20 protein-coding genes are annotated in these 26,082 nt (G+C 72.5%); 9 read left to right on the top strand and 11 right to left on the bottom strand.

The window, feature by feature from the left end:
- Window positions 1–116: 116 nt before the first annotated feature.
- The 3 genes from ACWCWD_RS28640 to ACWCWD_RS28630 form a co-directional block, all read right to left on the bottom strand.
- Window positions 117–512 carry an ACT domain-containing protein gene (locus tag ACWCWD_RS28640; RefSeq protein ID WP_450777101.1) on the bottom strand — a complete coding sequence of 132 codons (396 nt, stop codon included), beginning with the start codon at window positions 510–512 and terminating at the stop codon, window positions 117–119.
- A gap of 128 nt (window positions 513–640) precedes the next feature.
- Entirely contained in the window at window positions 641–988 is a 348-nt protein-coding gene (locus tag ACWCWD_RS28635) for a DUF805 domain-containing protein (protein WP_450777099.1), read from the bottom strand.
- Between the two features lie 228 nt (window positions 989–1,216).
- Window positions 1,217–2,743 carry a fatty acyl-CoA synthetase gene (locus ACWCWD_RS28630; RefSeq protein ID WP_450777097.1) on the bottom strand — a complete coding sequence of 509 codons (1,527 nt, stop codon included), beginning with the start codon at window positions 2,741–2,743 and terminating at the stop codon, window positions 1,217–1,219.
- Between the two features lie 230 nt (window positions 2,744–2,973).
- On the opposite strand from ACWCWD_RS28630, the gene ACWCWD_RS28625 reads away from it, so the two are divergent.
- On the top strand, window positions 2,974–4,836 hold the full coding sequence (locus ACWCWD_RS28625) for a serine hydrolase (RefSeq protein ID WP_450777095.1): 1,863 nt from the start codon (window positions 2,974–2,976) through the stop codon (window positions 4,834–4,836).
- Between the two features lie 49 nt (window positions 4,837–4,885).
- On the opposite strand, the gene ACWCWD_RS28620 is transcribed toward ACWCWD_RS28625, so the two are convergent.
- Both ACWCWD_RS28620 and ACWCWD_RS28615 read right to left on the bottom strand, forming a co-directional pair.
- Window positions 4,886–6,454 carry a phytoene desaturase family protein gene (locus ACWCWD_RS28620; protein ID WP_450777093.1) on the bottom strand — a complete coding sequence of 523 codons (1,569 nt, stop codon included), beginning with the start codon at window positions 6,452–6,454 and terminating at the stop codon, window positions 4,886–4,888.
- A 79-nt stretch (window positions 6,455–6,533) separates the two neighbouring features.
- Window positions 6,534–7,223 (bottom strand): RICIN domain-containing protein, encoded by a 690-nt coding sequence (locus ACWCWD_RS28615; protein ID WP_450777091.1) that lies wholly within the window; start codon window positions 7,221–7,223, stop codon window positions 6,534–6,536.
- A gap of 483 nt (window positions 7,224–7,706) precedes the next feature.
- Here ACWCWD_RS28615 and ACWCWD_RS28610 point away from each other — a divergent pair, with 483 nt between their 5' ends.
- Entirely contained in the window at window positions 7,707–9,797 is a 2,091-nt protein-coding gene (locus ACWCWD_RS28610; RefSeq protein ID WP_450777089.1) for a restriction endonuclease, read from the top strand.
- Between the two features lie 1,578 nt (window positions 9,798–11,375).
- Here ACWCWD_RS28610 and ACWCWD_RS28605 read toward each other — a convergent pair.
- On the bottom strand, window positions 11,376–11,807 hold the full coding sequence (locus ACWCWD_RS28605) for a DUF6083 domain-containing protein (protein ID WP_450777087.1): 432 nt from the start codon (window positions 11,805–11,807) through the stop codon (window positions 11,376–11,378).
- Window positions 11,808–11,969: 162 nt separating this feature from the next.
- Window positions 11,970–14,378, bottom strand: coding sequence for a protein kinase domain-containing protein (locus tag ACWCWD_RS28600; protein ID WP_450777086.1), 2,409 nt, complete (start codon window positions 14,376–14,378; stop codon window positions 11,970–11,972).
- A 348-nt stretch (window positions 14,379–14,726) separates the two neighbouring features.
- On the opposite strand from ACWCWD_RS28600, the gene ACWCWD_RS28595 reads away from it, so the two are divergent.
- From ACWCWD_RS28595 to ACWCWD_RS28575, 5 genes are all read left to right on the top strand, one after another.
- Window positions 14,727–14,867, top strand: coding sequence for a hypothetical protein (locus ACWCWD_RS28595; RefSeq protein WP_450777084.1), 141 nt, complete (start codon window positions 14,727–14,729; stop codon window positions 14,865–14,867).
- Entirely contained in the window at window positions 14,864–15,190 is a 327-nt protein-coding gene (locus ACWCWD_RS28590) for a DUF6221 family protein (RefSeq protein WP_450777082.1), read from the top strand. The genes ACWCWD_RS28595 and ACWCWD_RS28590 overlap by 4 nt, the downstream gene beginning before the upstream one ends.
- 395 nt (window positions 15,191–15,585) lie before the next feature.
- Window positions 15,586–17,922 carry an MMPL family transporter gene (locus ACWCWD_RS28585; RefSeq protein WP_450777080.1) on the top strand — a complete coding sequence of 779 codons (2,337 nt, stop codon included), beginning with the start codon at window positions 15,586–15,588 and terminating at the stop codon, window positions 17,920–17,922.
- 120 nt (window positions 17,923–18,042) lie between these two features.
- Window positions 18,043–19,305 (top strand): sensor histidine kinase, encoded by a 1,263-nt coding sequence (locus ACWCWD_RS28580; protein WP_450777078.1) that lies wholly within the window; start codon window positions 18,043–18,045, stop codon window positions 19,303–19,305.
- Window positions 19,302–19,970: a response regulator gene (locus tag ACWCWD_RS28575; RefSeq protein ID WP_450777076.1), complete on the top strand. Its 669-nt coding sequence runs from the start codon at window positions 19,302–19,304 to the stop codon at window positions 19,968–19,970. The genes ACWCWD_RS28580 and ACWCWD_RS28575 overlap by 4 nt, the downstream gene beginning before the upstream one ends.
- 37 nt (window positions 19,971–20,007) lie before the next feature.
- Here ACWCWD_RS28575 and ACWCWD_RS28570 read toward each other — a convergent pair whose 3' ends face one another.
- Window positions 20,008–21,183, bottom strand: coding sequence for a methyltransferase (locus ACWCWD_RS28570; protein ID WP_450777074.1), 1,176 nt, complete (start codon window positions 21,181–21,183; stop codon window positions 20,008–20,010).
- A gap of 71 nt (window positions 21,184–21,254) precedes the next feature.
- Window positions 21,255–21,479 (bottom strand): hypothetical protein, encoded by a 225-nt coding sequence (locus ACWCWD_RS28565; protein ID WP_390960732.1) that lies wholly within the window; start codon window positions 21,477–21,479, stop codon window positions 21,255–21,257.
- Window positions 21,480–21,772: 293 nt separating this feature from the next.
- On the opposite strand from ACWCWD_RS28565, the gene ACWCWD_RS28560 reads away from it, so the two are divergent.
- Window positions 21,773–22,597, top strand: coding sequence for an endonuclease I family protein (locus ACWCWD_RS28560; protein WP_450777072.1), 825 nt, complete (start codon window positions 21,773–21,775; stop codon window positions 22,595–22,597).
- 51 nt (window positions 22,598–22,648) lie between these two features.
- Here ACWCWD_RS28560 and glsA read toward each other — a convergent pair whose 3' ends face one another.
- Together glsA and ACWCWD_RS28550 are read right to left on the bottom strand one after the other, a co-directional pair.
- Entirely contained in the window at window positions 22,649–24,091 is a 1,443-nt protein-coding gene (gene glsA, locus ACWCWD_RS28555; RefSeq protein WP_450777198.1) for a glutaminase A, read from the bottom strand.
- 158 nt (window positions 24,092–24,249) lie between these two features.
- On the bottom strand, window positions 24,250–24,792 hold the full coding sequence (locus ACWCWD_RS28550; protein ID WP_450777070.1) for a DUF1269 domain-containing protein: 543 nt from the start codon (window positions 24,790–24,792) through the stop codon (window positions 24,250–24,252).
- Between the two features lie 171 nt (window positions 24,793–24,963).
- Here ACWCWD_RS28550 and ACWCWD_RS28545 point away from each other — a divergent pair, with 171 nt between their 5' ends.
- The gene (locus ACWCWD_RS28545; protein ID WP_450777068.1) at window positions 24,964–26,079 is read left to right on the top strand and encodes a baeRF3 domain-containing protein; all 1,116 of its coding nucleotides are present in this window, start codon (window positions 24,964–24,966) and stop codon (window positions 26,077–26,079) included.
- Window positions 26,080–26,082 lie beyond the last annotated feature (3 nt).

Genomic DNA, 26,082 nt, shown 5'->3' with positions numbered 1-26,082 from the left:
CCATGTTACGTGGCCCGGCTCACGTCGCGGAGCCGGGCCCGGGCGGGCGTGGAGGGAACCGGGCGCCGGTCCCGGGCCGCTACGGCCGGGGCACTGTCCGGGGAGTCCCGGAACGGCTACTCGGCCGCGAGCGTCTCCAGTACGGTGACGGCTTCGGCGGCCCGCTCGTACGGGACGAAGAGGTGGTCGTGGTGGTATCCGGCGACCACGTTGCAGCTGATGCCCGCGTCCGTCAATGCCAGGCTGACGGCGGCGGTGAGCCCCACAGCGTCGAGTGCGGAGTGCACCCGCAGAGTGATCCAGCCCGCCACGAAGGCGTGGCTGAGGCCGGCCCGCTTCGCCTCGTACTCGGACAGGACGAGGGTCAGCCCCTCCGGCTCCATGACCGTGACGACGGGCGAGACTCCGGCGGGTACGGCGTCCCGGCGCACGCTGGTGAAGACGTACCGGCCTTCGTTCAGCTCGGGCCGCAGGGATCGCAGGAGGGTACGGAGGTCTCGCTCGCCGGTCATGGGGTCATGGTAGGTCGGCGGCCGCAGGGCTGCCGACCGCTCCTGGACACGCCCGGAGGCCGGGACGGCATGCGCTGCCGTCCCGGCCTCCGGGATGTGGGTGCCGCTCCGGTGCGCGGAGCGCGCGGTCAGGCCGCGTACTTCGGGTTGGGGCCGTGCTCGTTGGCCTCCGCCTTGCCCTCGGACGCGAGGAAGACGAGCAGGATGATCCCGCCGACGAAGGGGACGAAGGATATGAGGATCCACCAGCCCGAGCGGCCGGTGTCGTGCAGACGGCGCACCGTGACCGCCAGACCCGGGAGGAGCACCGCGAGCGCGTAGATGTAGTACAGGAACTGCGAGCCGATGGCCGCGCCGATGGCGAACAGCACGATGGCGACGATGATGTTGAAGAGCGCGAACATCCAGAACTCCTTGCGGCGCGCACGTCCGCTGAAGCCCACGTAGTTCTTGAGTACGTCCAGGTACCAGTTCACAACGATCCCTCCCCTGGCCCCCCGTGGAGGCCCCTACTTTTCAGCCGAGCAGGCGAAAATTAGGCGACGGGCGAGGTGCGGGTCAAGACAGTTCCGGGCTCGGCGAAAAGGTACACACACCTGACGCCGGACCGTGGCCCGTTCGATGCCTAACCGGCTCTGTACAAACGGCATTTGACCACAAGGAGCCCTACTTCCGGGCGAACGATGCAAGTCGTACCGAAAGGCTCATTCCGCGCCCTGCGCGTATCGCTCGCGGAGCTCCCGCTTGAGGATCTTGCCACTGGCGTTGCGCGGCAGATCCTTCACGAAGACGACTCTCTTCGGGGCCTTGAAGGAAGCGAGCTCCTCGCGGACGTGGGCGATCAGTCCGGCGGCGGTCGCTTCCGAGGCGTCGGCCCCGTCACGCAGCACGACCACGGCGGTGACGGCCTCGATCCAGCGTTCGTCGGGCAGTCCGACGACGGCGGTCTCGGCCACCTCGGGGTGGGTGTAGAGGGCATCCTCCACCTGACGGGAGGCGATGAGGACTCCGCCGGAGTTGATGACGTCCTTCACCCGGTCGACGACGGTGAAGTAGCCGTCCGTGTCGCGCACCGCGAGGTCGCCGGAGTGGAACCAGCCGTCCCGGAATGCCTCTTCGGTCTCCTTCGGCCGCCCCCAGTAGCCCTGGCACAACTGCGGGGAGCGGTAGACGATTTCGCCGGCCGTGCCGTCCGGAACCTCCGCGCCGCCCTCGTCGACCACCCGCGCCTCCACGAAGAGGACGGGCCGGCCGCAGGAATCCATCCGGCCCTCGTGCTCGGCGGGACCGAGGACGAGGGCGAGGGGCCCGATCTCGCTCTGGCCGAAGCAGTTGTGGAAGGCCAGTCCGGGCAGGCGGGCGCGCAGCCGTTCCAGCACGGGCACCGGCATGATCGACGCCCCGTAGAACGCCTTGCGCAGGGCGCCGAGGTCCCGGGTGGCGAACTCGGGATGGTTGGCGAGAGAGATCCAGACGGTGGGCGGGGCGAAGAGGCTGTCGGCCCGGCCCGCCTCCACGAGGTCGAAGATCCGGCCCGGGTCCGGGGCGTCCAGGACGGTGTTCTCCGCGCCGGCCGCGAGGTAGGGCAGCAGGAAGACGTGCATCTGCGCGGAGTGGTAGAGCGGCAGCGAGTGCACGGGCCGGTCGGCCGCGCCGAGGCCGAGTGCGGTGACGGCGCTGACGTACTCGTGCACGAGGGCCCCGTGCGTCATCATCGCGCCCTTCGGCAGGGCGGTGGTCCCCGAGGTGTAGAGCAGCTGTACGAGGTCGTCGGCGCCCACGGCACGCTCGGGGGTGAACGGGCGGGGCGTGGCGAGGGCGTCGAGCAGGGACCCCGGGGCGTCGCGCAGCGTCCGCACCTCGTGTCCGGCGGGGACACGGTCCGCCAGGTCCGGATCGGTGAGGACGAGGGAGCTGCCGCTGTCGCCGAGCAGGTGGCTCAGGTCGTCGCCCTTGAGGTTCTGGTTGACCGGTACGTGGACGAGACCGGCGCGGGCGCAGGCGAGGTAGGCGATCGGGTAGACGTCGGAGTTGTGCGCGTAGGTGGCGACCCGGTCGCCGTGGCGCAGCCCGTGCTCGCCGGTCAGGACGGCGGCGGCGGTACTGACGGCGGCGTCCAGCTCCGCGTAGGTCCACGACCGGTCCGCGTACCGGAGCGCGGTGCGGCCGGGGGTGCGCCGGGCGCTGCGGGTCAGGACGCCGTCGACCGTACTGCTGCGTACACCTGTCATGGCCGGAATCCTGTGCGTGCGGGGGCCGCCGGTCAAGGGTGGCGCGGATACCGGGACTGGGTGCCTGGGGAACCCTTTTCTGACGGCACGTCAATTACCGGTACACGCAACCCCGTACGGAACGGCGGCGGCGACAGTACCCTCTCCTCCGGCAACAAGTTTCACGATCGGACGCGTTTTCGGAAGTTACTTTCACGCGGGTGTCGGACACGGACCGAGAGGGGTCACGGATGACCGGGCAAACGAAGGGTTTCGGGATCGGCCGGCGGAGGCTGGGCGGCGGGATACTCGCACTCGGCGGGGCACTCGCCCTGGCGCCACTCCCCCTCGCGGGCGTGGCGACGGGCGCCGAGCCCGGCACGGGGGCCTCCGGGGCGGAGGCCCAGGACCGGGCGGGAACAGGAGCCGGCATGACGGCAGCGACGGAGCGGCCCACTCTGCGCCACGGCTCCGCCGGGCGGGCCGGGCTGATCGAGGAGCAGCTGAGCGCGCTCGTCGACGTGGCCAGGAACTACCTGGAGGACTCCCCCAGCCACCCGTGGTACGCCGGGGCGGTCCTGCTCGCGGCGCGCGGCGGTACGGTCGCCCTGCACCGGCCGATCGGGATGGCGGTCCGGTACGCGGCGTACGACGAGAAGACCGACACCGGCGTGGAGTTCCCCGCCGACCAGCAGGTACCGATGACCGAGGACACCGTCTTCGACCTGGCCTCGGTGTCCAAGCTCTTCACCTCGATCCTGGCGGTGCAGCAGATCGAGCGCGGCCGGCTCACACTGGAGGCCGCGGTCGCCTCGTACCTGCCCGAGTTCGCGGGCGGCGGCAAGAGCGAGGTGACGGTACGTCAACTGCTGACCCACACCTCGGGCTTCCGGTCCTGGATCCCCCTCTACAAGGCGCCGACCCGGGAGGGAAAGCTCCAACTCCTCTGGGACGAAACGCTCCTCAACGCCCCGGGCACGGCGTACCTCTACTCCGACCTCAACCTGATCTCGCTCCAGCTGATCCTGGAGAAGATCACCGGCCGCACGCTCGACGTCCTGCTCCGGGACGAGATCACCGAACCCCTCGGGATGCGCCGCACCCGCTACAACCCGCCCGCGTCCTGGCTGCCGGACATCGCGGCCACCGAGGACGCCCGGCTGCCGTGGTCCGGGCTGGACCGGGGGCTCGTCCGGGGAGAGGTGCACGACGAGAACGCGTACTCCCTGGGCGGGGTGGCCGGTCACGCGGGGGTCTTCTCCCGCGCCTGGGACCTGGCGATTCTCGCCCGTACGCTGCTCAACGGCGGAATCTACGGACGGGCCCGCATCCTCTCCGAGGAGTCGGTCGAGCTGATGTTCACCGACTTCAACACCGCGTTCCCCGGCGACGCGCACGGGCTGGGGTTCGAGCTCCACCAGCACTGGTACATGGGCGCGATGGCCACCCCCCGCACGGCGGGCCACACCGGGTTCACCGGAACCAGCCTGGTGATCGACCCGACGACCGACTCCTTCCTGATCGTGCTCGGCAACTCCGTCCACCCCGTGCGCAATTGGCGCTCGGGCAGCGCTCCGCGCGTCGCCACCGCCGACCGGATGGCACGTGCCGTGGCCGTCCGCCCCGCACACGGGCGGACCGCGTGGTTCTCGGGAATGGCGAGTTCCTCCAGCGCCCTGCTGACGCTGCCCGCCCTGCGCCCCGTCTCCGACCGGGCCCGGCTGGAGTGCTCGCTCTGGTGGGACACCGAGCCGGATTCGGACGCGCTGTACCTGGAGGTGTCGGCCGACGCGGGCACCGGGTGGCAGCCGGTTCCGTTCTCCACCGTGCCCGCGGCCCCCGGGGCGCACGGCACGCCGGCCGCACACCCGACGGGGGCGGTGTCGGGCTGGTCCGGGCGGGTCTGGCACACCGTCAGCGCCGGTCTCGGCGCCTGGCGCGGTCAGGAGATCCTGCTGCGCTGGCGGTACGCGACGGACAAGCTCTACGTGGGGCGCGGGGTGTACGCCGACGCGATCCGGGTGAGGGACGCGGGCCGGGTGCTCTTCGACGAGGCCCGTCCGGCCGACGCGGCCCGCATCACGGCCATCGGCTGGGCCCCCTCGGCGGACTGAGCGAGGCCGTGGCGCGTGTGCGCGGTGGCCGATTCCCCGGCCCGCCCCGTCAGCGCCCCAGCGCGGCCATCGCCGCGTTGTGGCCGGGGACCCCGGAGACCCCGCCGCCGCGCACCGCCCCGGCGCCGCACAGCAGGACGTTGGCGTGCGCCGTCTCGACGCCCCAGCGGCCGGTGTGCTCGGTGGCGTACGGGAACGAGAAGTCCCGGTGGAAGATGTGGCCGCCGGGCAGGCCCAGTTCGCGCTCCAGGTCGAGCGGGGTCTTCGCCTCGATGCAGGGGGTGCCGTTCTCGTCTCGGGCGAGGCAGTCCGCGATCGGCTCCTCCAAGTGGGCGTCGAGCTGCGCCAGGGTGGCGGCGAGGAGGGTCTCACGGGCACCCGCGTTGTCGGCGGCGAACAGCCGGGCCGGGGTGTGCAGCCCGAAGAGGGTGAGGGTGTGGAAGCCGCGCTCCGCGAGTCCGGGGCCGAGGATCGACGGATCGGTCAGCGAGTGGCAGTAGATCTCGGAGGGCGGTGCGCTCGGCAGCCGCCCGTCCGCCGCCTCACGGTGGGCGAGGGCCAGCGCGTCGTACCCCTCCGCGATGTGGAACGTACCGCCGAAGGCCGCACGGGGGTCGACGGACCGGTCACGCAGCCGGGGCAGCCGGGTGAGCAGCATGTTCACCTTGAGCTGGGCGCCTTCGGCCGGGGCGGGCGGTCCGTCGCCCGGTTCCCCGGTGAGGGCGGCGAGCGCCTGGGGCGAGGCGTTGACGAGGACCCGGCGGGCGGCGACGGTGTACTCGCCCCGGTCGTCGCGGGCGGTGACCTCCGCGACGGTGCCGTCCGTCTCGATCCGTACCGCCTCGTGCCGGGTGCGGATCTCGGCACCGGCCGACCGCGCCGCGTCGGCGAGCGCGTCGGTGAGGGCGCCCATGCCGCCGACGGGGACGTCCCAGTCGCCCGTACCATTGCCGATGACGTGGTAGAGGAAGCAGCGGTTCTGGCGCAGCTCCGGGTCGTGGGCGTCGGCGAACGTCCCGATCAGCGCGTCGGTCAGTACGACCCCGCGCACCAGGTCGTCGGCGAACCTCTCCTCCACGGCGACGCCGAGCGGTTCCTCGAACAGCGTCCGCCAGGCGGTGTCGTCGCCGATCCGCGCCCGCAGCTCGGCCCGTTCGGGCAGGGGTTCGGTGAGCGTGGGGAAGACGCGCTCGGCCACCCGCCGCGTCATGCCGTAGAACCGCCGCCAGGCGTCGAACTCGCGGTCCCCGCCGGTGAGCGCGGCGAAGCTCTCCCTGGTGCGGCCGTCGCCGACGAGCAGCCCGGTGGCGGCCCCGCCGCGCACGGTGGGGGTGTACGACGAGACGGTGCGCCGCCGGGTGGTGAAGCGGAGTCCGAGGTCGCGGACGACCTGGTCCGGCAGCAGGGACACCAGGTAGGAGTACCGGGAGAGCCTGGCGTCGACCCCGGCGAACGGGCGGGTGGAGACGGCCGCGCCGCCGGTCGTCCCCAGCCGCTCCAGCACGAGAACGGACTGCCCGGCCCTGGCGAGATAGGCCGCGGCCACCAGGCCGTTGTGGCCGCCGCCCACGATCACGGCGTCGTAGCTCTTCTGCGTCGGGTTCCCGGGTGCGGTCATCCGTCTTGGTAACACGGGACGGCCGCGCCCGGCCAGAGGTGCGCGGGGCGGGCGCGGCTTCCGCACTCCCGGGCGGGGCTCAGGGAATGACGATCGGATCGGGGTCGGAGTACTCCCACATCTGGTTCCAGGCGTTCCAGTCGGTGTACGCCGTGATGCACGTCCACTGCTGCAGGACCGCCTCCTGGACGGGATGCCCGGAGGGTGCCTCCGCGTCGAGACACCTGCCGGTGGCCCGGTTCTTGATCAGCATGTACCAGACCCCGAAACAGAGGCCGGTGCAGTTGTCGGCCCGGATCATCTGGACCGACCACTCGGCGGGGGCGTATCCGGCGTCGCAGGCCGGGTACTGGAGGACCTTGGTGCCGTCGCTGTACGTCCCGGCCCGCCAGTCGAGCATGAGACATTGGCCGGAGTGTCTCGCTCTGATCCGGAAGAATCCGTTGCCGCTGTCGAGCAGGTCGAACTCCTGCGAGGCGCTGGTGTTGTCCGGCCACAGGAAGACACCCGTCAAGGAGCTCGTGGACCCCCACATGACGTCGGCCCGCAGTTTGGTGCCGGCGTTCACTATTTCGATCCTGGTGGTGTCCGCCGCGGACGCGGACGAGGGTGCGAGGGCCGCGAAGAAGGCCAGGAGCAGCACGATCGCCGTACCGAGCGGCGTGACGCGTCCGCTCGCCGGTCGCCTGCGGACCGGCCGCGGCCGTGAGGCCGACGACGCGGCTTCGCCGGGGCGGGCGGCCGTCGGCCGGGTGAAGGGGAGCCTCATGTGATTCCTCCGTCTGGCGGGAATTCGGGCATCTGGCGCTCTGATGGCACGTGCGGAGCCCGGAGGAGGTCTGCCGGACGCTGCCCCGTCCACGACCTTCCGGACGGCCCCGCCACGGGGAGCATGCCAGCCGCCCCGGCGGGGCCGGGACGCTCTTTCCGGTCAACTCACAGTGAGAGAAAACGAGTTGAAGCGACGCTCCACGCGCGCCTTGGAACTCCGCTCGACGGACGGGCCACTTCACTGCTCGCTCGCGCCCACCCCTGCTCAGCCGGCCTCGTCGAAGGAGCACCGGGAGGTGGGGCGACCACTCCCCCATGTCCCGCGGGACCACCCGGTACGAACGCCTGCGCATGGGGGATCATCCGACGAAGTGGATGGCAGAGGCGCGATTGCGGACTAAAGTCACCTCATCACTGCTGGTTGTGGGGGCCAGGACCGGTGCGCGGCGCCGTGTGTCTGGTGGGGGAGGCCTCGTAGGGCATGAGTCGTCGTTCCAATGGGCTGGTCGGCATCTGGGCCGAAGCGCAACGCCAGCAACAACGCCAACTGGAGGCGCAGGCAAGGTTCCAACGGGACCAGGAACGCCAACAGCGCGCGCATCAACGGGAGATGGCACGCAGCCACCGCGAGCAGCAGGCGGCGTACCGGCAGCACCGCGAGACGGACGCCCGGCGGCGGACGGCGGAGCTCGACGCGCGCGTCGAGGCGCTGCAGGGTCTGCTGGCGGCCGGATGCCGGGCTCCCGCGTTCAGGATCTCCGCGCTGACGCGGCCCGAACTGATCGAAGCGTTCTCCCCGGGCCCGCTCGCCCGGCCCGTCCCGATGCCGGATCCGAACCACAGCCGGTACCAGACGCAGGGAGGCTGGACCGCCGCCCGGCGGGCCCAGGCGCAGGCGGAGACGCGGGCGCGGTTCGAACGCGACCTGCGGGACGCCCGGGCGGCGGAGGCGCAGCGGCTGCGTCGACTGACCGACCAGCAGCGTCAGTACCAGCAGTGGGCCGACGGCCGGCTGGGCGAGATCCGCCGGCACAACGCGGGGATCGCCGACATGGCGAAGGGGCTCGGGGAGGGCGATCCCGAGGCGGCGGTGGACTACTTCTCCGCGGCCCTGTACGCCTCCACCGCCTGGCCCGAGGGGTTGCCCCGCCAGGTGTCGGCGGCGTACGACTCCGGCGAACGCCAGCTGGTGCTCAACTGGGAGCTGCCCCGGTACGACGTCGTCCCCGAGACGAAGATCGTGCGCTATCTGCCCGGCTCCGACCAGGACAAGGAGACGCCCCGTCCGGTCACGCAGCGCCGCGCGCTCTACCGGGACGTGCTCGCGCAGTGCCTCCTGCTGGTTCTGCACGACCTCTTCGCGGCGGACGAGTCCGGCGCCCTGGAGTCGGTCGCGCTCAACGGCTTCGTGGACGACCACGACCCGGCCACCGGGCGGCGGGAGCGGATGTTCGTGGCCACCGTGATGGTCGCGCGTGCCACCTTCGCCGGTCTGCGTCTGGAGCAGGTCAGTGCCGTCGACTGCCTGGTGGACGGGTTGCGGGGCCAGCTCTCCGCGCGCCCCGACCAGCACACCACCGTGCGGCCCGGCCGGGTTCCCGAGGACATCGGCGACGATGTGGTCACCCACGGAGGGGACGAGGAGCCGGACCTGTACGAGATGGACCCGCTCGACTTCGAGTCGCTGGTCGCGGAGCTGTTCCGGGCCATGGGGATGCGGGCGGTGACGACGCAGCGCTCCAACGACGGGGGCGTGGACGTCGATGCCCTGGACCCGGCCCCGATCCGGGGCGGCAAGATCGTCGTCCAGGTGAAGCGGTACCGCGGCACGGTGCCGCCGACCGCCGTCCGGGACTTGTACGGAACCGTCCAGGACGCCGGCGCCAACAAGGGGGTCCTGGTCACCACGTCCGGCTTCGGCCCCGGCTCGCACGCCTTCGCCCGGGGAAAGCCGCTGGAGCTGGTGGCGGGCAACGAGCTGGTCGACCTGCTGCACCGGCACGGTCTGCGAGGACGGCTGGGCAACGGTGAGCGCCCTGTTCCGGCCCAGCGGGCCGCCCCGGACGACGCCACCGGGGCCGACGGCGGCGACCACAACACCTTGGGCATGTACTGGACGGGCGGTGTCGCCCTGGACGTGTGCGCCCTGGTCTGCCACGGCGACCGGGTCCTCGACGACGACCATTTCGTCTTCTACAACAACCCGCGCACACCCGACGGAGTGGTGCGCGCGCTGCCGCCCGCCGCGCCGGACAGGGCCGCCCTGCGGGTGTCCTTCGACGCGCTGCCGGACCGGGCCGACCGCCTGGTCGTCGTCGCGGCCGTCGACCCGCTGGCCGACCCGGCGGCCGATCTGTCCGGCTTCACCGGGGCGGGCATCCGGCTGCTCGATTCCGGGGGCACCGAGTTGGGCACGTTGGAGGTCTCCGACGGCCGTCCTGAGGAGACCGCCCTGGTTCTCGGCTCCTTCCGGCGCCGCGCGGGCGGCGACTGGGACTTCGTGGTCGGTGGCCGGGGGTACCGGGGTGGTCTGGCCGAACTGGTCCGGGACTACGGCCTCGACGTGGACTGAGACGCGCCCCGTCGAAACGCACCCGGCGGAGGCCACGCGGTGCGCGCGGACCCGAACAGCAAGGCCCCCCGAGAACAGCGGCAAACCCGCGGCGGGGCCCCGTCGGCCCGTGCGGAATCATGCTCCCGTACCCATAGAGGAAGACACCGGGGCAGGGGAATCATGGCCGCACCGCACGCATCCGCGCTGGACGGCGTCGTCCGCAACCCGGCGCTGCCCACCTCTCTGCTGCTACGTCTGCTGGCTTTCGACGGAGGCGGTGACGGACCGCCCCTTCAGGTCCTTCACCGGGACGCGCTCCCCGAGAAGGCTGTCGCGATGATCCTGGACCACCCGGACCCCCGCGCCCGGATCGGCTTCGCGACGAGCGCCAGGGCCGATCCCATGCAGCGGGCCCGGCTCGCGGACGACGACTCCCCCGAAGTGCGGGCGGCTCTCGCGTTCGGACCCGAGTGGCGGAATCCCCGTACGTCGGTCGCGCCACTGTCCGATGCCGTTTGCGCCCGACTGCTCGACGACCCCGACGCTTCCGTACGAGGGGCTCTGCTGGACTCGCCCCACCTGGTGCCGTCGTTCGTCACCTTGACTGCCCACCACGACCCGGCGGCGCGACGGAGGGCGGTGGGTGCCTGGGAGATCCTGGCGCCGGGCGAGCGGTCGGCGCTGCTGGCCGACCCGGACCCCGAGGTACGGCGGGCCGCGGCGCTACGGGAGTGCCGACAGGACGCACGCCTGACCGCCGGGCTTCTCAGCGATCCGCAGTCCGCGGCCGGGGCGCTGCGCTACGGACGCCTCACCCGCACCGACGCCGAACGGTGCCTCGCCGAGCGCACGCACCTCGCCGCCCTCGCCCAGAATCCGTCGCTCCCCGCGGACCTCGTGCAGCGACTCGCCGTCGATGCCGACGAGGAGGTACGGCTCGCGGTCTCCCTCAGGCCCGAACTGGAGGAGACGCGGCGCATGGCGATCGACTTCACGGCGCCGGCCTTCGCCAGGGGGGACGTGGAATGGGTACGGGACGGGCTCGCCGACCCCGCCGTACTGCGCCGGGCCGCGTCCTCCGCGCACCCGCTGCTGCGGCGTACTGCCGCGCAGAGCCCCCACCTGACGCCTGACCTGGTGCGCCTGCTCGCGCGCTCCGAGGACCCTTTGGTGGAAACCTTGTTGAGCATGTACCACCCCGACACCCCGGTGGAGGTCCTCATGCGGGTGTACGCACGGCTCGGCGGGACGTTCTCCGCGTGGATGGCGGAGGCCCACCCGCGTTTTCCCCGCGAGGGTCTCGCCGCACGCTACGCCGACCACCCGGACGGGAACTACCGCCGGCTGGCCGTACGGGACCCGGCCGCCACACCCGCGCTGATCGAACGGCTCAGCCACGACTCCGCGGCGCGGACGCGGCAGGCGGCGGCCTCGGACCCGCGCCTGCCGCTCCACCGGCTCCGTGAGGCCCTTCAGGTGCCTGAACTGGCCTCCAGCGCGGGGGAGCAACCCCGCGCTTCCCGAGGGCGACATGGCCTCCGTCCTGGACCGAGCCGGTGTTACCTGAACAAGCGGCACAGCGGTCATGACACTTCGTCAGCGACCGGCCGCCGGGGGCCCGTCTTTCGGCAGGTCGAAGAGCCGGCCCATCCTGTCTCTGTTCGCCTGCCGGCGCAGGGTGATCCAGAGCCCGAAGTCCCCCGGCCGGAGGTACGGGCAGACGAGGCGGTGCGGGATGCGGCACCGGGCACCCGGGAGGGGTTCGGCGTCGAAAGAGTTCATGGCCCTGCGGTCCGGCGTGATGGTCCAGCGGTCGCGTGGGGGGACCGTATGGGCGGGGACTATCACGCGCGGTTCGAGGAGAACCCAGTGGCCGTCGTAGTGCGTGGGGTAACGGTCCTGGCGGAGGTCGCAGAAGGGGCAGTCGGGCGGGTAGGGCGGGCGCGGGGCGACGGCACCTTCGAGGAAAGCCTGGTAGATGTGGTCGGTGCTGTCCGGTCCTGGCGCGGTATTTCCGGAATCCCCCATGTATTCAGGGTCCGGACGGGCCGTCGCCCGCGGTAGAACGCGATCCGGCCGTGCCGGAGGGGCAAGGAGTGCACGGGTGGGGCCCGAGTCGTCCGACGAGGCGCACCGCTGCTCACCGGTTACACCGGGGCAGGCCGAACTTGTACGCCCGCAGGTGTCCCTTCACCGGGGCGACGGCTCCTCCGGGTGGGGTGTCGCGGGAGGGGCGGGGGGCCGGTGGGGCTCGGTGAGCGGGGCACCGGCGTCCAGCTGCTGGCGGCAGCGGACCTCGTCGTCGCGGCTCGCCACCGCGTCGGGGTGGCCGGGTCCGAGCACCCGGGTCCTGGCCTCGGCGACCCTCCGGTAAAGAACGAGCGCCTCCGCCCAGCGGCCGAGCCATCCGAGCGAGACCGCGATCTCGCGACAGCTGACGAGGGTGTCGGGATGATCCGGGCCCAGGGTGCGTTCCCTCGCGGCGCACACCGTGCGCGCCTCGGCGAGCGCCTCTTCCCACTGGCCGAGGCGGCCGAGGTTGACGCCCAGGCCGTGGCGGGCCCGGAGCGTCTCCGGATCGTCGGGCCCGCCCGCTCCCGTCCGGTCGTGGACGAGGGCGCGGTAGAGCTCCGCCGCTTCCGCGCCCCGTCCGAGGCGGCCGAGGCAGACGCCGATCTCGTGGCGGGTGGAGAGGGTGTCCGGGTGGGTGGCCCCCAGTGCGAGGACCCGGCCCCGGGCGACCCGCGTGTAGGTGTCCAGCGCCTCCTGCCAGCGCCCCGTCCGGCCGAGGGCGTACCCCACTTCGAAGAGGGTCACCAGGGTGTCCGGATGGTCGGCGCCGAGTACCCGGGCGCGCGTGTCGGCGACCTCGCGGGACATCCGGTACGACTCCTCCGCGCGCCCCAGCCGGCCGAGGTTGAACGCCATGTCGTGGCGGCAGCTCAGGGTGTCGGGGTGGTCGGGGCCGGCCGTACGCTCCCGGGCGGTGAGCACCGCCGCGTACACCCGGTGCGCTTCGGCGTGCCGCCCGAGGCGTCCCAGTACGTACGCCGTCTCCTGGCGGGCCGCCAGGGTCTCGGGGTGGTCGGGCCCGAAGGCCCTGGCCCTGCCTTCGGAGACGTGGCCGAACTCCGCCAGCGCCTCGGTGTCGTACCCGGTGCGGCTGAGGCAGACGCCTCGTTCGTACCGGCTGGCGAGCGCCTCCGGGTGGGCGGCCCCGAGCAGCCGGGAGCGCTCGGTCGCGACCGAGCGGTGGATCTCCCCCGCCTCCGCCCAGCGTCCGAGGCGCGCGAGGGCGAGGGCCGACTCGTGGCGTTCGGCCAGGGACCGCAGCGCCTCGACGGCTGGAACTCCTGGTGCGGCGTGTGGTGTTGAGGCCGGGTGGCCGGTCGTCCATGCACCGGTGAGGGCGGCGGCGTGGTCGCCCGGCCCGGCGACCCGACGCTGGGTGCCGGTGGCCCGGCGGCCGGTGGTCATCGAACGGGTCCAGTCGGGCAGTTCGCGCGGACCGGCGTCCGGCGGCGGCGCTGGGAGGGCGGGTGGGGGCAGCACGAAGCCGGCGGAGGGGTACGTCTCAGGGCGGGCGGGAGGGAACTCGGCGCGGGCGGGAGGGAGAAGCTCAGCGCGGGCGGGAGGGAGAAGCTCAGGGCGGGCGGGAGGGAGAAGCTCGGCGCGGGCGGGCGGGAGGTCAGAACGTGGGGCCGGGGCGGGGTGAAGGAGCCCGGCGGATCCGGTCTCCCGTACGTTCCCGGTGCGCGCGAGGGCGATCCGCCGCCGCAGCGAGCCGGCGTCCTCCGGGCGCTGTCCGGGGGATTTGGCGAGCAGGTCGAGGACGGTCCGCTCGAAGAACTCGGGGAGTTCGGCACGGTGGGCGCGCAGGGGGCGCGGCGGTGTGTCGCGGTGGGCGACGAGGATGCCCCAGGCGTCGTCCAGGTCGAACGGCGGTACTCCGGTGGCGATTTCGTAGAGCACGCAGCCCAGCGAGTAGAGGTCGCTGCGGTGGTCGACGCCGACTCCGCCGATCTGCTCGGGCGACATGTAGTGAGGGGTGCCCATGGAGATGCCGGTACCGGTCAGCTTGGAGGTGAAGGCGGTGTCCTGGGCGAGGCGCGCGATGCCGAAGTCACAGATCTTCACCGTGCCGTCGGTGAGCCGCATGATGTTGGCGGGCTTGAGGTCGCGGTGCACAATGCCCTGCCGGTGGGTGTAGCCGAGGGCGTCGGCCATCTGTTCGGCGATGTCGATCACGTCGTCGACGGGCAGCGCCCGTCGGCCGTTGTCCTCCAGGAGCTGACCGAGGTTGCGCCCTTCGAGGAGCTCCATCACCAGGTAGAGGACGCCCTCGTGTTCACCGAAGTCGTGGACGACGGTGACGCCCCGGTGCTGGAGGGCGGCGGCCACTCGCGCTTCGCGGCGGAACCGCTCCCGCAGGACGCGGGCGAAGGAGCGGTCGTGGGGAGGGCCCGACGGCTTGAGACACTTGACGGCGACCTGCCGGCCCAAAGACTCGTCGCGGGCCCGCCACACCTCGCCCATTCCGCCGCGCCCGATCAAGTCGAGCAGCTGGTACCGGCCCTGGATCAGCCTGGTCTCCGCCATGGTCCGCCGTCGCCCCCGTCGCTCCGCTGCATCCGCGCCCTCCCCCGGCCGCTCCAGTATGGCGGCCCGTCACGGAAGACGGTGCGGGCCGGGGCCACTCCCGGGGCCGAGTCGTGCCGTCGCCCTCGCGATGCGGCGGGGCGGCGGTTGCCGGCCCGCAGCGTACGCGGTGGGGCACGGGCTCAAGGCGTTCATGGGGTCTCCCCTGCCGGACCCCTGGGCGACAACCCCGACATTCCGGCGACACCCCCGAAGCCGTACGACCGGGATGCATCCCGATGTGACATCACAGGGTTGCGTCCACAGGGCGCTCACCAGGGATGCGGCTGGTCGTGACATCATCGGATCATGGCCACGACCGAGAAGAAGCGCCGAGCGGCGCGGGCGGGACGCGCCGGACTCGGGGCGGTCCACGAGACGGCCGGTATCCCGCCGCTGCGCGAACGGTCTGTCGTCAGCATCAAGAACGCAGCCGGAGGCAGCTCATGACCGACGCCCTGACCGCCTTCGTCCGCGCCCGCTTCGCCGAGGAGCTGGAGAAGGCCCGCTACGCCGGCGATGTGGTGACCAAGCAGCCCGATCGCTTCGGCGTCGAGCCGGAGGACGCCGCCAAGCACGCCCGCTTCACCGCCGCCACGGCCGAGGTCCGTCTCGCGCTGCTGGAGGACACCGTGGTGCCGTACCTGGGGACCGCGGGGCCGGCCGGCCGGAACGCCGAGTACCAGCTCCGGCTCCTCGCCGCGCCCTACATCGAGCACCGTGACTACCCGCACGACCAGGAACCCGCCGGCCGGCCCGAGGGATCCGCATGACCGAGAGCCCGGTGGGCTCTCTGCGGGCACAGGGTTCCGGGTCCGGGCCGGCCCATGGCGAGATGTACCTGCCGGGTACGGGCCGTGGGGCCAGGTCCACGGCCCGTACAGCCGGTGGCGACGGAGCGGTACCCGGCGCCGGATCCCGCCCCCGGCCGACGCGAATGACGCGATCGTCCGGGACCTGAAAGACGCGATCGTCCGCGACCCGAGCGTCGCCCCACGGTGTGCCGCGCCCGTCAGCACGCGGCCGGGGCCCGTACATCCGTACGACACCGGGCCGGCGCGTACCACCAGCGCAGTAGGGCGGATGACGGCAGGCGCACGACGCCCGTCGGAGGCTGCCCGGAGAGAGTGGAGGAGTCCGCATCTCTTCGACCGGAAGGCCCGCAACCGTGGCTCGCTTCCTCTACCGCCTTGGCCTCGGGGCCTTCCACAGGCGACTGCTCGTGATCGCCCTGTGGGGGCTGGTCCTGGTCGGCGCTGCCGTCGGTTCGGCCGTCGCGCCGGAGGCCAAGGACTCCGCCACCACCATGCCGGGGATCGAGTCCCAGCAGGCCTACGACCTGATGGCGAAGCGCTTCCCCGGCGCGGCCTCGGACGGGGCCACCGCCCGTATCGTCTTCGTCGCGCCGGACGGGGAGCGCGTCACCACCGCCGAGAACCGGGCGGTCGTCGACGAGACGGTGACCGAAGCCGCCGGTGCCGAAGCGGTCGCCTCGGCCGTGGGCCCGTTCGCCGCGGGCGCGGTCAGCGAGGACGGCTCCACCGCCTACGCGACGGTGACGTTCAAGGAGACCGCGAACGATCTCACCGACGCGGAGAAGGCCCCCGTCCAGGACGCGATCGACGATGCCCGCGCGAGCGGGATGACCGTCGAGGTGGGCGGCGACGCGCTGGCCGGCCAGGTGGAGTCGGGTGGTCCCGCGGAGGGGATCGGCATCCTCGTCGCCGCCGTGGTCCTGCTGATCACGTTCGGTTCGCTGGTGGCGGCCGGGCTGCCGCTGCTGACCGCCGTCGTCGGCGTCGGCGTGTCCGTTCTGGCGATCGGCGCCCTGGCCAGTACCTTCGGCCTCTCCTCGTCGACCAGCTCGCTGGCGTCCATGCTCGGCCTCGCGGTCGGTATCGACTACGCCCTGTTCGTCGTCTCCCGCTACCGCGAGGAGCGCGGCAAGGGCCGCAGTGCCCGGGAAGCCACCGGCATGGCGGTCGGAACGGCCGGTTCCGCGGTCGTCTTCGCCGGCCTCACCGTGATCATCGCCCTCGCGGGTCTGTTCGTCGTCGGTATTCCCACCCTGACCACCATGGGCTTCGCCGCGGCGGGAGCGGTCGCCGTCGGCATCCTGATCGCGCTCACCCTGGTTCCCGCCCTGCTGGGACTCTGGCCGAACACCGTGCTGCCGCGACGGCTGCGCAAGGTGGCCCGGCGGGCCCGGAAGGCGGCACTGCGCACCGCAGCCCCGGGTGAGGGGCGCCGTGCCCGTCGGCGTGCCGCCGCACGGGCGGCCGACGGAGCCGTCGCCGCCGCGTCCGCCGAGGGCGTCCACGCGAAGCCGGTGGAGAACGGTGGCAGCCGCTGGGCCCGTTTCGTCACCCGCCGTCCGCTGCCGGTCCTGATCGCGTCGGTGATCGGTCTGGGCGTCGTCGCCCTGCCCGTGCTGGATCTGCAGCTGGGCATGCCGGGGGCCGAGTCGAAGTCCGTGGCGACCACGGAGCGCCGGGCGTACGACGCGCTGGCCGAGGGCTTCGGCCCGGGCTTCAACGGTCCGCTCACCATCGTCGTGGACGCCCAGGGCGCGTCCGATCCGCAGCACGCCGTGGCGGACATCCACGACCGTCTGGCCGGGACGCACGGGGTGGAGTCGGTGTCCGCACCCCGCTTCAACGCGGCCGGTGACACCGCCGTCCTGTCGGCCGTACCGTCCACCAGTCCCACCGACAAGGCCACCGTCGAGCTCGTCGACTCCATCCGCGGCGACCGGGGCGCCATCGAGGACGGCACCGGGGCCACCTTCGAGGTGACCGGGACGACCGCGCTCAACATCGACGTCGCCCAGAAGATCCAGGACGCCCTCGTTCCCTACCTGATCCTCATCGTCGGCCTCGCCCTGCTGCTGCTGATGATGGTCTTCCGCTCGGTGCTCGTCCCCCTGAAGGCCACGCTCGGCTTCCTCCTGTCGGTGCTGGCGGCGCTGGGCGCCGTGGTCGCCGTCTTCCAGTGGGGCTGGGCCGCGGATCTGCTCGGTGTGGAGCAGGCCGGACCGATCATGAGCATGATGCCGATCTTCCTGGTGGGCATCGTCTTCGGCCTGGCGATGGACTACGAGGTCTTCCTCGTCTCCCGTATCCGCGAGTCCTACGTGCACGGCGAGAGCCCGAAGCAGGCCGTGGTCAGCGGTTTCCGCGCCAGCGGCCGGGTGGTCGTGGCCGCCGCGCTGATCATGATGTCGGTCTTCGCGGGCTTCGTGACCGCCGACGAGTCGATGGTCAAGACGATCGGGTTCGGTCTGGCGATCGCCGTGCTCTTCGACGCCCTCGTGGTCCGGATGGCCTTCGTGCCCGCGGTCCTCGCGCTCCTCGGACGCTGGGCCTGGTGGCTGCCGAAGCCGCTGGCCAGGATCCTGCCGAAGGTCGACGTGGAGGGCGAGAAGCTCGCCGGAGAGGCCGCACCGGCCGAGGCCGCGGAGGCGGACTCCGGACGGTCCCCGGAGCGGGAACCCGCCGGCGTCTGAGGCGACCGGAAGATACGTACCGGGTCAGGGCTGCCCGTGTCCCCGCGACACGGGCAGCCCGCTCGCGACCGCGCCGGGGGGAGATCATCATGGGACGGACAAGCCCGAAGGAGGCCGCTGATGAAGGCTCGGCCCCTCGTCACGCGCTGGGAGGAGTTCGTACGGCGGCGCACTCTGGTCGCCGACGCCGGTCTCGCCGTCTTCCTGTTCGCGGTGACGGTCAGCGCCGGTGTCGCCACCAGCACGCATCCGAACGACGGCAGCCAGTGGATCTGGGGCGCGGTGCTCGGCGGCGTGGGCAGCCTGGCCCTGCCGTTCCACCGTCGCCACCCGTGCGGCACCGTCGTGGTCACCGCCGTGTGCGCGGCCGTGGCCACGTCCCTGGGGTTCCTGCTGACGCCGCTGGTCCTCGGCCAGCTGATGGCGTCGCTGTACTGGTTCGCGCGGGACCAGGACCGGCACGAGGCCTTCCGGTGGGCGGCCGGAGTCGCCCTGCTGCTGGTGGGCGTGTCGCTGCTGGAGGACACGGCGAACTACTCCTTCGTGCTCCAGACCGTCAATCCGGTCGCCTGGCTGCTGCTGATGCCCTACATGGGCGGCGCCGTCCAGTTGCGCCGGGCCTACCTCGAAGCGGTGGAGGCGCGCGCCGTGTTCGCCGAACGGACCCGCGAGGAGGAGGCCAGGCACCGGGTGGACGAGGAACGCATCCGCATCGCCCGCGACCTGCACGACGTCGTCGCCCACCACATGACTCTGGCGAACGCGCAGGCGGGCACCGCCGCGTATCTCGCCCGCCGCAACCCGGACCCGCGGGTCAGCCGGGTCCTCGACGAGCTCGTGGGCACCACCTCGTCCGCGCTGCGCGAGCTCAAGGCGACGGTGGCGGTGCTCCGGGAAGCCGGTGACACCGACTCGCCCCTCGAACCGGCCCCCGGCCTGGAGGATCTGCCCGCCCTCGCGGAGTCGTTCACTCCGACGGGGCTCCGGGTGACCCTGCGCGACGAGGGGCAGCCGCTCCCGGTCTCGTCCGGGGTCGGCCTCACCGCGTACCGGATCGTCCAGGAAGCGCTGACGAACGCGGCCAAACACGCGCGCACCGACGCGGCTGTCGTGACCTTGCGCTACGGCCACGACCGCATCGTCGTGACCGTCACCGACGACGGCCCCGCGGGGGCCTCCGAAGCGCCGGTGACCCCGGAAGCACCGGCCGGGGCGCCCTCGGGGTTCGGACTGCTCGGCATGCACGAGCGCGCCCAGCTCGTCGGCGGCACCCTGACCGCGGGACGCCGGGGAACCGGCTTCTCCGTGGTGGCGGAGCTCCCTCTGCTGCCGGGCGAGCTGACCGCGAACGCCCCTTCTCCCGAACAGGAACCCACCACGTGACCTGCACCGTACTGCTGGCGGACGACCAGGGCCTGCTGCGCGCGACGTTCCGCATGCTCATCGAATCCACCGACGACCTGGTGGTCGTCGCCGAGGCGTCGGACGGCGCGGCGGCGGTCGCGGCGGTGCGCGCCCACCGCCCCGACGTGGTCCTGATGGACATCCGCATGCCGGGAACCGACGGGCTGGCGGCCACCGAGGCCATCTGCTCCGACCCGGATCTGGCCCCGACCAGGGTGCTGATCCTGACCACCTTCGAGACCGACGAGTACGTGGCCCGGGCCCTGCGCGCCGGAGCGAGCGGGTTCCTCGGGAAGGACGCGGACCCCGACACCCTGCTCGACGCGATCAGGACCGTGGCCGCGGGCGAGGCGCTCCTGTCACCGACGGCGACCCGTGCGCTGATCGCCTCGTTCGTCGGTACGCCGCCGCCCTCGCCCCCCGCCGACGCGGACGCGCTGGCCGAGCTCACACCCCGGGAGCGGGAGGTGGCGGTGCTGGTCGCCGAGGGGCTCTCCAACCACGACATCGCCGAACGTCTCGTGCTCAGCCCGCTGACCGTACGCACTCATGTGCACCGCACGCTCGCGAAGACGCACTCCCGCGACCGGGCGCAGCTCGTCGCCCTGGCCTACCGCACGGGACTGGTCCGGCCCCCCACGTGACCCGGCGCCGGTCGTCCCGGCACCGGGTCCACGAGGGTCAGCGCTTGACGGCGCGCAGGACCACGAACTTCGGGTCGCCCGCGACGGTGGTGCAGTTGCCGAAGATGCGGCGCAGCTGCGTGTGGTACCCGAGGTGCCGGTTGCCGACGACCCACAGCTCGCCGCCCTGCCGCAGCGCGGTGCGCGCGCCGTGGAACATGTTCCGGGCGGTGGCGTCGGTGGTGGCCAGGTGGGAGTGGAACGGCGGGTTGGTGAGGACCAGGTCCACGCTGCCGGGTTCGACGTCCGTCAGGGTGTCACCGACGAGGAACGACGCCTCGCGGCCCGGTTCCGTACCGGCCCGGAAGGTCTCCTCGGCGGACGCTACGGCCTGGTACGACTCGTCGGTGAAGGTGACGGAGGCGTCCGGGTTGGCGAGGGCCGCCGCGAGGCCGACGACTCCGTTGCCGCAGCCGAGGTCGACGACCCGGTCGGGGCCGGAGCGCGTGGGCAGGTGCTTCAGGAAGAAGCGGGTGCCGATGTCGAGGCGTTCGGCGCAGAAGATGCCGGCGTGGTTGACGACCGTACGGCCGGCGGCGGTCCCGATGTCGGTGGGGAGTTCGTACCGCAGCGGCCAGGGGCTGGGCGTACGGGCGAGGGCCGGGTCGGGGGTCGAGAAGATCAGCCGGGCCTTGCGGACCGCGAGCGAGGTGCGGGTCGGGCCGACGATGCGCTCGAAGAGCTTGAGCGTGGAGGTGTGGATCTCCTTGACCATGCCCGCGCCGATCACCACGGTGCCCTCGTGGAGGGAGGGCGCGAGGCGGTGGAGCTGGTCCTCCAGGTACGCGAGGCTCTTGGGCACGCGTACGAGCAGGACGTCGATCCGGTCCGGCGGGGTGTCGCGCGACGAGAGCAGCCGCACCGCTTCGGGGTCGATGCCGTTGCGGGCGAGGTTGGCGCGGGTGGCGCACTGCGCCAGGTAGGAGTCGGAGACCTGTACGGGCCGGTGCCCGGCCAGCACCGTGGAGAGGGCGCCCCAGCGGTCGCCCACCACCACGACAGTGCCGGAGAGGTCCACCGGCCCGGCGGGTCCGGCCGCACCGGGCTCCGCCGGTCCCTCCAGCCTGGAGAGGAGGTACTCGTCGGCCGCGTCCCAGGCGCGGAAGGGGTCGCGCGGGTGCTCGGGGAAACGGGCCAGGTCGACGGGGCCCTGTGACGTCGTCAAACAGTTCATTGTGCGTTCAGGCTAACCCGGGCGGGAGCACCCGCCGCGCCGAGCGCTTCCCGTCCCGGGCCCCGGTGGTCTCAGGGAAGTCGCTTGTCGATGGCCGAACGCCCTTCCTCGGCGATTTTGCGCCGGGCCCATTCGAGACTCTCCGGTGTCACGTCCCGGCCCGAGGCGAGGACCAGGTCCTCCGCACTGGGACGGTCGCTCGCTCCGGTGTGGAGCAGCCGGTCCGGCGTCACCTCTTCCGGCGTGATCGCCCGCGCGTCGCGCGTGAGGTATATGGATTCGGGATCTTGGCTCATGCCGCCTCCTCGTCCTTTCGGCCAATTCTCACGCCGGGACGCGGCCCGCGCATCCGGCCGCGACGCGGCACTCGCGTCCGAGGCCTCGCCGGGGCGGCTGATGCGGGAGTGACCGACGGGACCGATCCCCACTTGACCTGCACATGGCCATCACTTTCTGTTCATGCATGAAGTACGGCGCGTATGGAAGGCTGCCCGGCAGATCGCCCTTCATATGACTGCCGCGCCCCCTCCCTCCCCCACGAATCAGAGGGTGGCCGCAGTCCTTTCGCATCCCGGAGAGGACACCCCACATGTCCCGTCGCACAAGAATCTACGCGCGTCCACTCGTGGCCGCCCTCGCCGCCGTCACCGTTCTCACCGGCACCGCCGCGGCCACTCCCGGCAAGGCCGCCCCGGCGCCCGCCACCGCGGCCACCGCGTCGGCCGCCCTGGACGACACCTACTACGCGGGCGCCCTCGGCAAGTCCGGCACCGCCCTCAAGGCGGCGCTGCACACGATCATCAGCAGCCAGACCAAGGTCTCGTACAGCCAGGTCTGGGAGGCGCTCAAGGACACCGACGAGGACCCCGCCAACCCCGACAACGTCATCCTGCTGTACACCGGTGAGTCCCGGCCCGAGGACGACAACGGCGGAAACGTCGGCCAGTGGAACCGCGAGCACGTCTGGGCCAAGTCGCACGGCGACTTCGGTACGGCGACGGGCCCCGGTACAGATCTGCACCACCTGCGGCCGGCCGACGTCCAGGTCAACTCCATCCGGGACAACAAGGACTTCGACAACGGCGGCAGCCAGGTGTCGGGCGCTCCGGGCAACTACACCGACGCCGACTCCTTCGAACCCCGCGACGCGGACAAGGGCGACGTCGCGCGGATGATCCTCTACATGGCGGTGCGTTACGAGGGCGACGACGCGTGGGCCGACCTGGAGCCCAACGAGAAGGTGAACAACGGCTCGGCACCGTACATCGGCAAGCTCTCGGTACTGAAGGAGTGGAGCCAGGAGGACCCGCCGAGCGCCTTCGAGAAGAACCGCAACGAGGTCATCTACGCCCAGTACCAGCACAACCGGAACCCGTTCATCGACCACCCGGAGTGGGTCGAGTCGATCTGGTAGGCCCGTCGGTCCGGCAGCCCGGAGCACGGGCGGACGGCAGTCCGTCGTCATTCAGGACCGCCGTCCGTCGCCCTCCCGGGCGCACCGCGCGACGGCCTCGTCGCGCGTGGCGAAGCTCGGCGGGTCGACGGGCGGCGGACCACCGTCCGGCGGGGCGTCGCCACCGGACGGACCGTCACCGCCTTCCGGTACACCGTCACCGCCCGCAGATACGCCTTCGCCGCCCGCAGATACACCGTCACCGCCCTCCGGTACGCCTTCGCCGCCGGGCGGGGCGCTCAGCCGGCCGGCCGGGTCGGCGAGGGCCACGTGGTGGCCCGCCCGCTCCAGCCGGGCCAGCCCCTGGCGGAGCATCGCGTACGCCACCGGCTCGATCCCGTTCACCTGCCGCAGGTCCAGCACCACGGACGGGGCACCCCCGGAGCCGGCCTCGTCGAGTCCGTACAGCACGCGTTCGGCCGCGGTGAAGTCCAGCGCCCCCTGCGCGGCCACCACCGCCACCCGCCCCCTCTCCCCCGCTCCGCCGCCGGGCGGCGGGTCCTCCCCCGTGGTGACGAGCGTGACGGTGGAGCCGGGGAGCGCGGGGTTGAGCATCAGGTGGAGCCCGAGACGTTCCGAGAGGGCGGCGAAGGCGGACCGCCCGCGTACGGAGGTCCCTGCGGCGTCGAGCGGCGGGCTGTAGGCGGCCAGCCCGAACCGCGCGGGCCCGGCGGCGATCAGACCGCCCGACACCCCGCTCTTGGCCGGGAGCCCCACCCGCAGCAGCCACTCCCCCGACGCGTCGTACATCCCGCAGGTCGCCATGACGGCCAGCACCCGGGCCGCGACCTCCTCGGTCACCACCCGGTCGCCGGTCACGGGGTTGACGCCGCCGTGGGCCAGGGTGGCGGCCATGACCGCGAGGTCCACGGCGGTCACCCGTACCGCGCACTGGCGGAAGTACGTCTCGGTGGCGGTGACGGGGTCGACGGGGAGCCGGCCGGCGCTGCGGATGAGGTAGGCGAGCGCCCGATTGCGGTCGCCCGTCTCGGACTCGGAGCGGTACACCGCCTCGTCCACGTCCAGAGCCCGTCCCGCGAACCGGCCCAGGAACGCCAGGATGCGCTCGAACCGCGGGCGGTCCGGGGTGTCGGGGACAAGCGAAGAGGCCACCAGGGCGCCCGCGTTGACCATGGCGTTGGCGGGCCGGCCGGTTCCGTGCTCCAGGTTGATGGCGTTGAACGCCTCGCCGCTGGGCTCGGCGCTGACCCAGGCGGACACTTCGTCCAGCCCCAGTTCGGCCAGCGCGAGGGCGTAGACGAAGGGCTTGGAGACGGACTGCACGGTGAACGGCGTGCGCGCCTCGCCCGCACTGTAGAGATGCCCGTCCATGCTGACCAGCGCGAGACCGAAGGCATCCGGGTCGGCCCGGGTCAACTCGGGGATGTACGAGGCCACTTCACCATGCCGGATCCCGGCGAACCGTGCGCGCAGCTCACCGAGCGCGGCGGTCACCGCACCGGCCGCCCCCGCCCCGGCCCCGTCGGAGGGAAACGGCGCTCCCGAGGAAAGCGGCGCGTCGGAGGGAAGGGGCGTGTCGGCGAGCGGCGTGTCGGAGGGAAGGGGTGCGTCGGAGGACACCGGCGCCCCGGGCGGCTCCGCACCGGCGGGACTCACCGGCCCCCGCCGTCACCGAAACCCTCGCCCTGGGCGTCCTCTGCGTCCTCGATGTCCTCGGCGAAGACGCTGCGGAGCCTCTCCTCGCTCGCGGTGTCCAGGTTGCTGTGGAGCAGTTCGGCGCCCCCGCCGGGGAGGGCCGCGCCGATGCGGTCGGTGATCTCGTCCCGGGTGAGCAGGAAGAGGGCCGAAGTCCCCGGCGTGACCTGCTCCTTGACCTCGTTGATGAAGTCGTCGTCGATCCCCACGTCGGCGAGTCTGCCGCCGAGCGCCCCGGCGGCGGCGCCGATGGCCGCGCCGAGCAGCGGCATCAGGAAGAGCAGGCCGAAGAGCAGCCCCCAGAACGTGCCGCCGAGGGCGCCCGCGCCGACCAGGCTGCGGAGCTGCCGGGTGCGGGGCTTCGCGCGGTCGGCGGGCCAGCTGACCACCGCCGCGTCGATGATTTTGATCAGCCCCTGCTTCTGCAGGGACGTGAGCGACGCCTCGGCGTTCTCCGCCGCGTCCGCGGTCCGGAACTTCCACACGGTGAGGGTGGACATGCCGCTACCTCCCGAACCCCTGAGTACGACACCGGTTAATTGGCTCATATTAGGATCAAAAGGTATGAATTGACTCGTCGGGCCATCCGTCCCCAGGTACGGGGAACGGCCCGGGCCCCGCGGGACACCGCGCCGGGCCCTCCACCGGAATCGAACCCCTGGGAGGGAACGATGGACACGGACGCCCTGACCACCGGAGTACTCAAGGAACTGCGGGCGACCCGCACCTATCCGGTCCTGTCCCTGACGATGCCCACCCACCGCCGAGCCCCGGACAACGCCCAGGACGCCGTACGGCTGCGCAACCTGGTCGCCGAGGCCGCGAGCCGGCTGGAGGCCGATCCGCGGGTGTCGCGCGAGACCGCCGCCGAGCTGCGGGCGCAGCTGGACCGCGCGGTCGCCGAAGTGGACGCGCGCCGGGCTCTGGAGTCGCTGGTGCTCCTGGTGAGCACGGAGGAGTACCAGATCTGGCAGTTGCCCCGCACCGCTCCCGAGCGGGTGGTGCTGAGCGACACGTACCTGACCCGCAACCTGGTGGCGGCCAAGGCGCAGTCCCAGCCGTACTGGGCGCTGACCGTCGCGGCCGACCACGCGGCCCTCTGGGGCGGCACCGCGGACTCCGTGCACCTGGAGGAGAAGGGCGGCTTCCCGCTGACCGCTCCGAGCGAGGCACCGAACCCCCAGCGGATGGAGCGGATCGGCGACACCCCGAGCACGTACACCGACGAGGAGACCCGCCAGTTCCTCCGTACGGTCGACGAGAGGCTCCGGGCCGTGCTCGCCGCGGACCCGCGCCCCCTGTACCTGGTCGGGCTGCCGCCCGCGCTCGCGCTGCTGGACGACGCGGGCGAGGGCGCCCACGCGGCGGTCGGCCGGGTCGCCAAGGGCGCCCCCGCCGACATCGCGCCGGCCGCCCTGCTGGCGGAGCTCGGTGCGGCGATGGAGGAGCACGCCGAGCGCCGCGCCGCCGAGGTACGCGCCCGGCTCGACGGCGCACGCGGGGCCAAGACCTTCGCGGGCGGGCTCGACGAGGTGTGGACCGCCGTGCGGGAGGGCCGCGCGGGGCTGGTCGTGGTGGAGGAGCACTTCCAGGAGACGGCGCGCACGGCCGAGGGCCACCTCGTGCCGGTGGACGACGAGGAGGCGGCTTCGGGCGACGCGACGGTACGCGAGGACGTGGTGGACGAACTGGTCGAGGCGGCCCTCGACAGCGGCGCCGAGGTCGTGTTCCTCCCGGACGACACCCTGAACGAGCACCACCGGATCGCGGCGGTGCTGCGTTACTGAGCG

Source organism: Streptomyces sp. NPDC001493, assembly GCF_053597235.1.
The sequence above is the reverse complement of the archived record's forward strand: the minus strand, read 5'-3'. Positions and strand labels throughout refer to the sequence as shown.